At 41.6% G+C, this 13162-nt stretch carries 11 protein-coding genes; 10 read left to right on the forward strand and 1 reads right to left on the reverse strand.

Annotation, left to right across the window (positions count from 1 at the left end):
• Positions 1–220: 220 nt before the first annotated feature.
• The 8 genes from BUB22_RS14865 to BUB22_RS14905 all read left to right on the forward strand — a co-directional run bounded on the left by BUB22_RS14865 (position 221) and on the right by BUB22_RS14905 (position 10648).
• Positions 221–874: a DUF4357 domain-containing protein gene (locus tag BUB22_RS14865; RefSeq protein ID WP_073116388.1), complete on the forward strand. Its 654-nt coding sequence runs from the start codon at positions 221–223 to the stop codon at positions 872–874.
• Positions 875–918: 44 nt separating this feature from the next.
• Positions 919–1854 carry a nuclease-related domain-containing protein gene (locus BUB22_RS14870; RefSeq protein ID WP_073116351.1) on the forward strand — a complete coding sequence of 312 codons (936 nt, stop codon included), beginning with the start codon at positions 919–921 and terminating at the stop codon, positions 1852–1854.
• Positions 1855–2078: 224 nt separating this feature from the next.
• Positions 2079–5567 carry a hypothetical protein gene (locus tag BUB22_RS14875; RefSeq protein WP_073116353.1) on the forward strand — a complete coding sequence of 1163 codons (3489 nt, stop codon included), beginning with the start codon at positions 2079–2081 and terminating at the stop codon, positions 5565–5567.
• Positions 5557–7782 carry a hypothetical protein gene (locus BUB22_RS14880; RefSeq protein ID WP_073116356.1) on the forward strand — a complete coding sequence of 742 codons (2226 nt, stop codon included), beginning with the start codon at positions 5557–5559 and terminating at the stop codon, positions 7780–7782. Before BUB22_RS14875 ends, BUB22_RS14880 begins: the two co-directional genes overlap by 11 nt.
• Before the next feature lie 243 nt (positions 7783–8025).
• Positions 8026–9762, forward strand: coding sequence for an ATP-binding protein (locus BUB22_RS14890; RefSeq protein ID WP_073116357.1), 1737 nt, complete (start codon positions 8026–8028; stop codon positions 9760–9762).
• 52 nt (positions 9763–9814) lie between these two features.
• The gene (locus tag BUB22_RS14895; RefSeq protein ID WP_175547309.1) at positions 9815–10039 is read left to right on the forward strand and encodes a hypothetical protein; all 225 of its coding nucleotides are present in this window, start codon (positions 9815–9817) and stop codon (positions 10037–10039) included.
• A gap of 7 nt (positions 10040–10046) precedes the next feature.
• Positions 10047–10238, forward strand: coding sequence for a hypothetical protein (locus tag BUB22_RS16795; protein WP_073116362.1), 192 nt, complete (start codon positions 10047–10049; stop codon positions 10236–10238).
• Between the two features lie 74 nt (positions 10239–10312).
• On the forward strand, positions 10313–10648 hold the full coding sequence (locus tag BUB22_RS14905) for a hypothetical protein (protein ID WP_073116364.1): 336 nt from the start codon (positions 10313–10315) through the stop codon (positions 10646–10648).
• A gap of 27 nt (positions 10649–10675) precedes the next feature.
• On the opposite strand, the gene BUB22_RS14910 is transcribed toward BUB22_RS14905, so the two are convergent.
• The gene (locus BUB22_RS14910; protein ID WP_073116366.1) at positions 10676–11200 is read right to left on the reverse strand and encodes a hypothetical protein; all 525 of its coding nucleotides are present in this window, start codon (positions 11198–11200) and stop codon (positions 10676–10678) included.
• Between the two features lie 123 nt (positions 11201–11323).
• On the opposite strand from BUB22_RS14910, the gene purD reads away from it, so the two are divergent.
• Together purD and purE are read left to right on the forward strand one after the other, a co-directional pair.
• Positions 11324–12616, forward strand: coding sequence for a phosphoribosylamine--glycine ligase (gene purD, locus BUB22_RS14915; protein WP_073116368.1), 1293 nt, complete (start codon positions 11324–11326; stop codon positions 12614–12616).
• A gap of 12 nt (positions 12617–12628) precedes the next feature.
• Positions 12629–13102 (forward strand): 5-(carboxyamino)imidazole ribonucleotide mutase, encoded by a 474-nt coding sequence (gene purE, locus BUB22_RS14920; protein ID WP_073116370.1) that lies wholly within the window; start codon positions 12629–12631, stop codon positions 13100–13102.
• Positions 13103–13162: the final 60 nt, after the last annotated feature.

A 13162-nucleotide genomic window follows, 5' to 3' on the forward strand; every position in this document is an offset into this window, starting at 1 on the left:
TGAAACGGGAACTGGAAAAGAGCAGAAAGAAAGGAAATGTAGCCTAAATCTGATGTTGGAACAAACTATTTTTGCGAAAAACCCTTGACACTACCGAATTCTCAGCAAAATCCAGAATATTATCCGGATGAAACAGTGGAAAATATTTTTGCTTTATCCTAAAAAATGCTACGTTATTGCAGTTTTATGATTGGAAAATGTTAAAAAAGGAGGTTTAGAAATGTCCAAAGGCGTCATTTATGTTATGACTACAGCGGTTTCCGGGTTGATAAAAATCGGCAAGACTAGAACTGATCAGTTTGAAAATAGAATGCGTCAGCTAGAAAGTAATGGCTACTCAAATGTCGTTGCTTTAAAGCGTTGCTTTGCTATCGAAGTGGATGATTATGATGAAAAGGAAACATTGCTGCATGAAATATTCAGCAAAAGCCAAGTAGGTGATAGTGAGCTGTTTGCATTAAATAAAGAATTAGTAATCCGTTTGCTTAGCTCATTTGAAGGCTCTCAAATTTTCCCCAGGCAAGAGAAGAAGGATTCATTTGAGCAAGCTGAAATAGCAAGCCAAGAAGGACTTGAGGGTCAATATTTTCATAATGATAAAAATGGAAGTGTTGTTGCTGTTTTAAAGATGGTTGGAGATAGATATATCTTGTGTGCCAAAAGTATTCTTGCTCAAAACTATGATGGAATTAATCCTCCGGGATGGCGTAAAATCCGCGAATCCTTGAAATTGTCAAAAGGTGGCATACTTTCCAAAGATCTCGAATGTTCTTCTCCTTCCATGGCGGCTGCTTTAGTTGCAGGTGGTGCTCGCAGTGGATTCTCTTTTTGGAAGAATAAGGAAGGGAAGACTATGAAGGATTTGATTAAATAGCATGAATTGCTGAAATGTTGTAGTGGTAATAAAGACACGCGCGTATGATCGACAAAGAACCTGAAAACATCGTATCAAAAGAATTGGCTTCTAAAGAAGATTTATTGGGCTATGAAGCGGAGGAGCAAACCGCCCATTATTTAAAACGCAAGTTTTTTGACCATCCTGAAATTCATGTCCTTAACACCGTTCGGTTTAAATGCCTGACGGACGATGGCGACTATACTCAAATAGACCATCTTGTTATTACGCCTTATTGCTTCATTGTTATAGAAACAAAGAGTTGGACTGGCGGGATGAAATATGATGAAGATGGAAATTGTTGGTATCTGTCAAAAGAAGATTACGAATGGCATACGAGTAAAGAAAGTCCTATATATCAGGCAAAAATTCAGTCTGAAGCATTAAGAAAGGTTTTGCAGAATAATAAAGAAACTCTAAGAAAGAAATTTCTCTTTCTTCAAGGAGGATTTCAGAATTATCCTGTCCATTATTTAGTTGCGTTGTATGGCGAATCTAATGTGGTAAAGCCTGACAAACCGTGTAAATTTGACGGAACGGTCCTTAAATCCGAAGTTATTCCTGATAAGGTTCTTGAAATTTATGAGAACTATAAAAAAACGGACACGGTAAAGAATTTTGTAAAAGACGCCATCCTGAAAAATGATTCTCTTTGGTTGTTGCCGGAAGAAGATATAGTAAAGACTATAGCTTTTTTAAAAGACATTCACCGTCCGCAGTATTTTTATAGAAAAATCGAGGAAGAACAGGCAAACTGTAAATGTGGAAACGTTCTTTCGTTTGAAAAGAATAGGGAAACTAAGAAATGGGAAGCTATTTGCAAATCCTGTGGAATGGTCAAACCGTTTTCGTTTAAATGCAAAAAATGCCGCAGGCCCCTAGAATTGTTCGAAACAGGATGGCCCAGAAGGCAACTTGTATTTTGCCGATATTGTGACGAATACCGAATAGTGAAATAAGTCTAATTAAACGGCCTGAAAAGCTTAAATTCTCGTCTAAATAGCAATCCTACAGATGAAACTTAGACGAACTTTAGGCGAAAATTGGCAAAATTAAGCAAAAAACGGCGATTTCTTAGACGAGGATGCGTAATTTTTTTAGGAAAAACGCCGGTTTGACATTTTGTGACATCTGGTTGTGAGTATATTTAACTAGAATGGATTCCTCTAGATAAAAAGGACGTATGAAAAAGAATATCTTAGATTTTATTGATTCTGGACGCGAAAACGGTTTGCTTCTCGTTGATCCGAATACCGGAAGTGGCAAAACGTTTTGGTCTTGCCAGGCAATTCACGATTATGCTCGGAATCCCAATAACAAAAAGAAAATCTTTTTCACGACGACTCTCTTAAAAAATCTACCAGAAGATGAACTTAAAAAAGCGTACAATAATGAAGTTCTTTACAAAAAGGAAGTCTTGGTTATAAAGTCCAATGTTGATTTCGTCAAGGAAAATATCACCAGGGTGAAAGTTCCCGAAGAATTCCAAGGAGACGAATATCAGGCTCTATACCATTTAGTTGAAGCGTGTACCGAGCCGAATTATGGTAAAACGCCTGGGATTTACAGAGAGGAAATGGATAAGCGACTCTCTGAAGCGGAAGTTGTTTTTAGAAAATATTTGAGGAAAATCATTACCACACAAATGAAGGGCTCGGAGCAAGAAAAAAAGGATAACATTCGACATAATTCAAAATATCGGTGGATTGGTGAAATCTATCCAACAGTTTTCACTGATGATTTCAAGATTTATCTTTTGTCAATTAGTAAGTTCTTGCGTCGAAACGATACGCTGGTTAAACCCTCATATCCGTTTATTTCAGCGGATGTTTTAAAGAACTCAATTGTTTTTATTGATGAGTTTGACGCATCTAAAGATACCATTCAAGAATTTATCATAGAAAAGGCTGTTGAGTCTCAAAATGACTACCTGGACATGGTTAAGGAACTGCATGGGAGAATGCGAGATTACCGCCCTGCCAGTTCCTTTTACGGCCCCTATGAGAAATATGTCGAAAATAAGCCTTATCTTCGCACTCTCAAGACTTTGCAAAAAGAAGTAGAGGGCTTGTATGAAAAGTACGCTCTGTATTTCAATTATAAGACGAATGATGGATTTGATCGTAGTCGTAGTTTCTTGTTTTTTGATGGTGCTTTCCGTAGTTATTTAAGTAACAATAATCATTACATCCGATGCGTCAAAGATGGCGATAATCAGCAGGTTAAGATTTATTACGAAAATAAAGATGTTTACGAAAAAAATCGCGACCTTGACAACGATATCAACATCTATTCTTTGTTGCGTGATGTGACTCATTTCCTGAATGAGTTTGCAAGATTTATTGCCAACTGGGCGGAACGCTATGCGGTTGCAGAAAATATTAAAAGAAAAAATCAGAATGCTGTCTTAGAGTCTTACACGGTAGAGGATGCAGTAGATACTATTTGCGATGCTTACTTCCGCAGCAAACATTTGAACAATATTTTTCATGATTTGATCACATCGTCGTCCATTCGAAATATCCGCGAAGAAGAAACCGTTATCGACGATTTTTCTTTCTTTAATCGAGGGTTCAAGTTCTTTGAATTTGTAGATGGTGACAAACATAATGAAGAAACGAAAATCAATTTTATTCAGATTGATGAAACTCCTGAAAAAATTCTTCTTTTCTTGGCGAAAAACACGAAAGTAATCGGCCTTTCAGCAACTGGACGTATCAATTCGGTTCTTTCTAATTATTCCCAGAAATATTTAAGGAATGAACTTAAGGACTCTTTGCTGACGCTGACGGAAGATACTTACGAATCCTTAAAAAAATCACAAGAGGAAAAATGGTCTCCCTATCAAGATGGCTCAATCAAAGTCAATATTGAATCTGTTGATCGAGGCGAAGAAAATAAATCCATTCAAGAGCGTTTAAAGCAAATAACACAAAACAAAGATCTTGAGCGAAACTTCTCCAGAATGTTGGAAAATCTGGATATACAGCAAAGCAATAAAGAATATTATCAAAAACGTTACTGCAACGTCTTCGCTGTATTGAAGAATTTCATAGACAATGAGAATGTTGAGTCACTTCTTTGCTTGAATATGGCGCTTCCCAAACGAAACCTTGCAACATTTGATTTAGGGGTATTTGAAAGATTTGTAGAGCAGTATTGCAAGATTTATGGGAAAAGTAGCCCTAAAATCAAGGTCTTAAAAAGTGGTAACGATTTTGAAGACGAAAAGGATTCGCTTTTAAAGGAACTTGCCAATGGTGAAAAGGTCTTTGTTTTTTCAGCTTATAAAACTATTGGTGCCGGTCAGAATCTACAGTATAAAATTCCGCAAAGAGATATAGATAGCGAATCTATTGTTCGAATTGGTCGCAAACAAGACGTAAAGGATTTTGACGCGATTTACTTAGGTGATGTCACGAATGTCGTTACAAATATTAACGATGTAAAAAAAATCGGGATGAAGGAACTTCTTGAATTCCTATTTGAAATCAAGTATCTTTACGAAAATAACGAAATTAGTCCCCGTGATTTGAATCAGCTTGTTCAGGCGGGCTTTAAAGCTTATACGAATAAGAATGATTACAATGCACCAATGGAAGTCGTGAGACATTCTGCAAGTGTAAGACGCAAAATGACTCGTGATGTCATTCAGGCTGTTGGAAGACTTTGTCGCACCAACAATAAAAAAAAGGATATCTTCATTTACACAAATAACGCTCTGCTTGCAACATTGGATGTTGCGAGTGTACGAGTAGATTTGATGAATCCGGAATTAAAAAAACTTTTTGAAATTGCGGCAAATTTTGCACAATCGCTTCCGGAAGAAAAATCTTTAGTAGAAAATGAAGCGAACCGTAAGTCTGAAAGTGCTAATTCCTACATTCAGGGCATGCTGCGCCACGATTGGACTCTTAAAAGCATGCGTCTTTGGACAGAATTACGAGAATGCACACTTAGACATCCTACGGCACCAAGTAACTTGGCTGAAAAAGATCATATCTTGGGCGACTTCTATATTCAAAATTTTGAAAATAGATCCAATTACTATTATGCACAGAAAGGCGATTTTTCAGGAATAATTGTCAATCTGATTAAGGATCGTTCCGATTTTGAGAAGGGACTTGATGAAGAATACGCTCGAAATATTGGCCATGTGAGCGAAAAATCTGCAAGATTGCAGCAATTCTTCTTATATAGCGGAATGAAGAAACATTTTGAAAAAATGCACTATGCTACGGAATTCGGAAAAGATGATTTAATTCTTTCTCCTGTTCTATTCAATAACATTTATAAGGGTGCTCTTGGAGAAATCGCAGGAAGATTCATTCTTGAACAAGAATTGAATTTGACATTGAAGGAAATTGAAGATCCTGCAAATTTTGAATTTTTTGATTTTATGCTCATCGATGGGGTGTATGTAGATTTCAAACATTGGAAAAGAACGGTTGCAAAGAGTACAGAACGATTCCATTCTGAAATTGAAAAGAAGTTGAATACGATTGGAGCTAAAAAAGCTTATGTGATTAACATTATAAAAGAAGGCGAATTGGTAATATCGTCTGATAAAGATGGCAAAATCATAGAGATTCCCTGGCTTATTGATGAGAAGGGGATGCCGAATGAATCTGCAATCAAGATGCTTATAGAAGAGGTCCACAATGGCAAATAATCTTGACGGAAATAAATTTCCGATTTACACGAATAATATTAAGGTTGAAATTGACCGCAAGAAGGTAGATGAAAAATTTGTCGTGTACCAGATTGCAACAAAGGATCTCTTTTTGAAAGAGAATGTTTTAGACTTGCCTGCTGAACAATTTAAGGCACAATCCGTCGCATATTATCAAAAAACACGATGGTTTGCCATGTTTAATAAGGGTAATGTCAACTTTGACATGTTTAAACAAGAAATTCAGGCAAAGGACGATTCTGCGGTCGCAAATGAGGTGGACCTTTTTTGTCAAGATGAAACCTCCAAAGAAGGAATTAAGGATGTTGAACTTGCACAGTTGCTGGTGAATTCGCTTAAGAATCGTTCAAGCGATATATTTGCATATAATAACATTACTGGTAAATTGTATTATTCACCTGTCATTAAACCAAATGCAAAAACAATTGAGTTCCTGAGAATTCGTTTTTTTACTGTTTTGAATTCAACTTTTTTGGAAGCCAATACCGAAACCTTTTCCGAAGTCAATGCGTTAAAAAAATACGGCAAACGAAATGTTAAACCGAAGTTTCTTTTTGATGAAGAGACTGGAGAGTTTCGTCGAAAACTTCATGCTGATTTAAAGAAAGGTCAATATTTCTTCGACCTGGGTGCTCTAAGTAAAAAGGGACCAAGAAAAAAGTTTTTGGATTTTTTGTCAAGAGATAACTATAGAAAGTCAAAGGCAGGAATTATTGCAACGTTCCTTAAAGATGTGAAAGAGAATCTTTCCGATTTCATCACTATTGAACAGATTCCATTTATGGATTATGAAAATTGTGAACAGAAACGAATTAATTACGAAAACTATGATTATGGAACTTTTGTAAATAAGAATGGAATTTGTGTCGTAAATACAATTCCAAATAGAACCGATGCGAAGGAAATGCAATCGCGGATTGTGAATTTTTTGAAGTCTGAATATGGTGTGGAATCTGTTCCAGATAATCGTGAAAAAGGAAAATACATCATTGAAATTATTCACGATAAAGAATCTGGTGAGTATGCGACTGCAGAAGAGGCCGCTTCACCAAATCTTTTTAACGAGTTCAACAAGCCTCAAGATCAGCACAATCTTTTTTCTGAAAACGAAATTATTCAACATATCACGGTAGAAAACTCTGCTGAAAAGGTCAATTCTGATACACTAAAGGATGTAATGCGCAATATAGTGCAAGAACTCATTATTAAAGGTGATGTTGTTAATCGTCAGATTACACTTGTGAATTGGAATGAACCAAAGGAATGGACGTTTGTAAAATGTGGAAAAGGGAAATGGAATGAGGCAAAGCGGTGCAATAGTTTTCGCTATTATAAAATGAAAATTTGTACTGATGGAAAATTAAATTTTGATGTTTTTGACAACCGGAAATATCCAGAAAATGATGAGTGGAATGTATTGGATCGAATCTTTGGATATTACAACAAAGGCTTTAAGAACCAATCTTCGGGCGTTGAATGTATCGTATACAACGACATAAACAACATAAATGTCATCTATAAAACTAAGCAATTCACTTTGCTTGATGTTGAAGAACTTTTAAGGACGCTTTCTCTGTCTGATAGTGAAAATAAAATTGAAAAGAACCGTCTTGAAAATTATCTGGATGATTTTATTGAAATACACGAAAATTTGACTGATAAACAGCAGAGTGAACTGAATGACCTAAGGGAAAATATTCATAACTCGTTTGATAAGGAACTCTCATACAAAGATGTCTTGAACATGTATGATTCCGAGGGCAAAAAACATTCGCTAATTAAGAAGAAAATTATAAGTGATTTTGTTTACTGGCTTTATGACGCTTCTTCTGAAGATGGAAACCCTATTCTTTTGCACGGTCAAATGAAAAGCGGGGATAATCTCTATAAAAATTTCAATTCATTCCTTGGAATAAAGTCAATAACACTTGATGGTCAATTCAAGTATTTCGTTGGAAAGAAAAAGGAGGCGTTGCAGAGTAATCTTCCTACGTCCTGCGTTATTCGTGATGTGATTCCATGGAACAAGAATGGCGTAAATAATGGAGGCCCAATATTCTTTAATGAACTTGAACATATGCTATCTGTAGAATTTGTAAGAAACGGACAATACACCGTTATTCCATTCCCGATGAAGTATTTAAATGAATACGTTCGCTTTTGCGAAAAAGACGAAGACTTTGGAGAAGATTGATAAGGAAGTTTATCTTGTTAGCAACCCATTTATATAAGCATTCCCAGAATTGTCGAATGCGAATCCCCGTCAATGGTTGCTGCGTTCGTTGCCGGAGGCGCCCGAAACGGCCTCACCTTCTGGAAAAATAAGGACCGGAAGGAATTGAAAAGCCTCGGAAAATAGTTGCATTTTGTCACTTTGTGTCAAGTGGATGGAGTTATATTTAGGTAGAATAGGAATCCCATGGACTAGAGGAAAACAATGAAACTCTACACTGCACAAGAACTCTATAAACAGTTGTCCGAATCCGATGAATGCGTGTGGATTGAGGCCAAGGGCGAAAGTGATTCGGCTCAGTCGTTGATGGAGTCTGTCTGTTCGTTTAGCAACGAACCTGGGCTTGGCGGTGGGTATATTCTTTTAGGGATTGGTGAAGATACCAAGGCGCTCGACAATCGTTTTTGGATTGAGGGAGTTGAAAATCCAGATAAGGCTCAGTTGGATATTTCTACGCGGTGCGCGAGCATGTTCAATTTGTCGGTGCGTCCGCGAATCGATGTGGAAAAGCTTGATGGCAAGAATGTGCTGAAAATTTTCGTGCCGGAACTCCCAAGTCAACAAAAACCTCTGTATTTCAAGAGCGTGGGTTTACCGCAAGGTGCATGGCGACGAATCGGGTCAAGCGACCAACGATGCACAGAAGAAGACTTGTATGCCTTTTATCAAGATAATACGAGTTTCGATTCTTCTGTTGTCAAGAATACAGGTTTTGATGATGTTGATTTGGATGCCGTCAAGTATTACCGCAGATGTCGCAAAGAGGTTAATCCCAAGGCGGAAGAACTCAACTATAGTGACAGGGAACTTTTGGAATCGTTGGAATGCCTGACGCAAGATGGTAACCTTACATTTGCGGGTGTAATGCTTTTTGGAACGAAGCGTGTTATTCGGCGGTTTTACCCGTTGATGCGGACGGACTATATTCGCGTACGCGGAAATGAGTGGGTTGAAAATGTCGATGAACGTTTTTCTGCGATTGAGTTCATGGGGCCGCTCATGCTTCAGATTGACAGGATGATTGATGCGGTCCTGTCGGATTTGCCTCAAAATTTTTCGCTGAAAGAAGGGCAGATCCACGCGACGACAAAACCCGATTTGCCGGAACGCGTGATAAGGGAGGCTATCGTAAATGCCGTTATGCATCGTTCGTATCGGCATAACCGTCCGACTCAAATTATCCGCTACAATAATCGCATCGAAATAATCAATTCGGGGTATTCTCTGAAGGCGCAAGAAGAAATTGGAACCGCTGGGAGCGATACACGAAATCAGTTGATTGCCTCGATTCTCCATGAGACAAACCTTGCGGAATTCAAGGGAACGGGGATTCGTACCATGCGTCGCTTGATGACCGGGGCGGGACTTTCAATGCCCACGTTTGAGTCTGACAGAACAAAGGATACTTTCACGATTCGGTTGCTCTTGCACAAGTTCTTTGACGAAGGTGACGTGGCTTGGCTTAGCGGCTTTGGCGAAAATCTTACGCAGGGTCAGCGTTCGGCCTTGATTTTTGCCCGTGAAGTTGGTGCAGTTGATACGTTGACTTATATGCAGATTGTCGGTGAAAAACGGAAATTGGCTGATTCAAACCTTGATTTTCTTAAAAAAATGGGCGTTTTGAAGCAAAAGGGCAAAACGGTTGACTCGGTGTATTATGTGCTGAATTCGGATTTTGACGTGATCACCCCCCAAGTCACCCCCCAAGTCACCCCCCAAGTCGCCCCCCAAGATGATATACAAACTAAATGCAATGAACTGGTCTTGTTCTGTAGAATCCCTCGGTCTAAAAAGGAGATGATGGCATTCTTGAAGTTGTCTGACCGAAAGAGTTTTGATAAATTGTACCTCAAGCCATTGCTTAACAAAAGAATACGTTATACTGTTCCGGATAAGCCGAATAGCCGGATCCAGAAATATGTGGCGATTGGTGAGAGTTAGATAAAACAGTCCCCAACGGAGCAAATAAAAACAGAACATATTCTTTGAAGACTTGATGCCGGCAAAAACCATGCAACCCCTAAAACTTGAAGATCTTACCGCCCAGTTCGACAGCATCGTCCGCAGGTACCGCGACGGTGGCCTTATCGCTTACCGCGATGCGGGCGAACTGCTCAAGTACGAAGGCAGCCTCCCGGAAGTCAACCGGCTGAAAATATCTTGGCTGTCGCGATTCAAGAATCGCTCTGCCATGAGAGACGAACTGGAAAAAATTTAGTCTTGATGTGTCATTCCGTAGAAAGGAATGGTGCGCTTTTGCTTTATTTGGTTTTGTCGAAACAGATCATTTTGCCGACGTCGGCAAAATGTTTATGTCATTAAAAATAGGGATTTTTGCTAAAATTGGAAAAATGGGCAAAAATGTCGTAAAAATAGTTGGAAAAACGGACAAAATTAGTTGTTTTAAGGTTGGATAAACGGAAAAACTGATGATTCAACGTAAAATCGACAACTGGAGTCTCGCGGATTTTATGGAGAAGGTAGAAACTATATGAAATTTTTAGCAGTATTCTTTTTGGCTCTTTCGTTGGTGGCGACAAGTTCTTTTGCTGTGTCGCTGAACCCTCCGCTGGTTCTATCGGTGCAGGAATATGAAGGGACTATGTCCTCTGACGATTTTGACTATAATGAAAGATCGGAGGCTGATTTCAGTTTCTTTAAACCCTTTGTGGGTGTGATTTCGTTTATGCTTGTTATTTTCGGTTTTTCTTGGGGTGTGCTAGGAGCGAAGGAACTCAAGGACGGGGGTGATGGTGGAGGTGCTATGCTTGGTGAAGGCTTGGGCATAACTGCTTTAGGGGGCCTGGGCCTATACTGGGCATTTTGAAAAAAATGCAGCGGAACGCTGCACTATCTATTTTGAAACGTTTTCGACGTAAAGAATTAGATTGTAAAGCCGTGTATCTGCTTTGGACGATTCCATTGAACAATGTTCAATTTGTGTGAAGTAGGTTGAATCGGTTGTGTAGTATGTTAAAGGAATTGCGTCTAACTCTTCGTTGTTGGAAATCGGCTTTATTATATAGCGGTCATTGATAGTGCCGTTCTTGTCTCGGTATGGGAAAAACATCGCTTTCAAGTCATGTGGCTTTTTGGAAATGTGAATGGTTTCGTACATTTGATATTCTTGGTCGGCATCTGTTTTCTTGTAGATGTTGTATTCAAAATACAAACTGTCATTATTGATGCCTATAGCGTTGTGAATGCCTTCATAATGTGCTGTGTCGTCAACGGCAAGGAAAATACAAGCTTCGGGGGCTGAAGTTGCTTTTTGGGAAATGCTGGGTAGTGCATGATAGCCTTTTGCCGTTGCACAACCGCATATTGATAAGGTGATAATGCCTAAGATTGTAACTGCCCAGTAGCGGGTTCTTTTCATATTTTCCTCCAGAGATGACGTGTTGAGGGGCTTGGATAACTCTAATTATACATTATTCCGTATGTTGGCAGATTTCTTATAATGCATTTTTCTACATTTTTCCCAAAAGATAAGGACTCGCTTATGAATATTCTCGTCGTTGGTAGCGGTGGTCGCGAACATGCCATCGCTCTTGCAGTCAAGAAGTCGCCGCTGTGCGACACTCTCGTGTGCGCTCCGGGCAACCCGGGCATGGCTAACCTCGGCAAGTGCGTGCCGGTCGATGTGGCCGACCCGAAGGCGATCGCCGACCTCGCGGTTGCCGAAAAGATTGACCTCGCGGTCATCGGCCCCGAAATTCCGCTGGTCGCTGGCGTGGTGGATGAATTCCGCCGTCGCGGGCTGCGCGCTTTCGGCCCGACTGCGGCTGCTGCCGCGCTCGAAGGCTCCAAGGCTTTCAGCAAGGATATTATGAAGAAGTACAACGTGCCGACGGCAGCCTTCGAGACCTTCACCGATCTCGCCTCCGCCAAGAAGTTCCTCGCCTGCCACCCGGCTCCGATCGTGGTGAAGGCGTCGGGCCTCGCTGCGGGCAAGGGCGCTATCGTCTGCATGACCGATAAGGAAGCCAACGACGCCGTCGAAGAAATGCTCGGCGACAAGGCGGTCTTCGGCGAATCCGGCAAGACGGTCGTGATTGAAGAATTCATGGACGGCGAAGAAGCCTCCATCTTCGTGGTTTGCGACGGCAAGGACTACGTGATTCTCTCTTCGGCCCAGGACCACAAGCGCGTCTTTGATGACGACAAGGGTCCGAATACTGGCGGAATGGGCGCTTACAGCCCGGCTCCGGTGGTGACGGACGCTCTCCTCGACGAAGTGAAGAAGACGATTATCGAACCGACCCTCAAGGGCATGGCCGCCGAAGGCAAGCCTTACACGGGCGTGCTCTACGTGGGCATCATGGTGACTGCGAAGGGGCCGAAAGTGGTGGAATACAACTGCCGCCTCGGCGACCCCGAATGCCAGATTGTGCTCCCGCTCTACGACGGCGATGTGCTCGCACTGTTCGACGCTGCCGAAAAGGGCGAACTCGCGAAACTCGGTGCCCCGAAGGCTCCGAAGGGCAGCTCCGCAATCGTGGTGCTTGCAAGCGCCGGTTATCCGGGCTCTTACGAAAAGGGCAAGGTCGTCACGGGTATCGAAGAAGCCGAAAAGAACGGTGCCCAGGTGCTCCATGCCGGTACCAAGATGGTGGACGGCAAGCTGGTGACTAACGGTGGCCGCGTGTTCGGCGTGGTGGGCCATGGCGAAACGCTCCAGGCCGCTCTCGACATCGCGTACGAAGCCGCCGAAAAGGTTCAGTTCGAAGGCAAGTTCTACCGCAAGGACATCGGCAAGAAGGGACTCGCGAGACTGGCGAAGATTGCGAAATAAGAGGTATTACTAATGGATTTAAAAGAAAATGCAAAGGTCGGTATCGTTGCGGGTAGCAAGTCCGACCAGGAAACTGTAGACAAGATCACCGCGGTGCTCGACAGCTTCGGCATCGTGTGGGAATTCAACATTCTCTCCGCGCACCGCACCCCGAACGCCACCGCGAAGTATGCTCGCGAAGCCGCCGGGCGAGGCCTCCAGGTCCTTATCGGTGTCGCTGGCCTCGCTGCAGCCCTCCCGGGCGTGCTCGCAGGGCACACCATCCTTCCCGTTATCGGTCTGCCCTGCGCCGGCGGCCCGCTCAACGGCGTCGATGCCCTGCACTCTATCGTGCAGATGCCCCCGGGAATCCCGGTGGCAACGGTCGGCATCGGCAACGGCAAGAATGCCGGTTACCTCGCCGCCCACATCGTCGCCATCGCAGACCCGGCTGTCCGCGAGAAGCTCGTCGCCTACCGCAAGAGCCTCGGAGATATTGAAGGGTAACACAATGTGGAATGTGTAATGTGAAATGTGGAATTAGATATTTCGCATCACACATCACAC

The organism is Fibrobacter sp. UWCM, from assembly GCF_900129735.1.
Taxonomy (GTDB): Bacteria; Fibrobacterota; Fibrobacteria; order Fibrobacterales; family Fibrobacteraceae; genus Fibrobacter.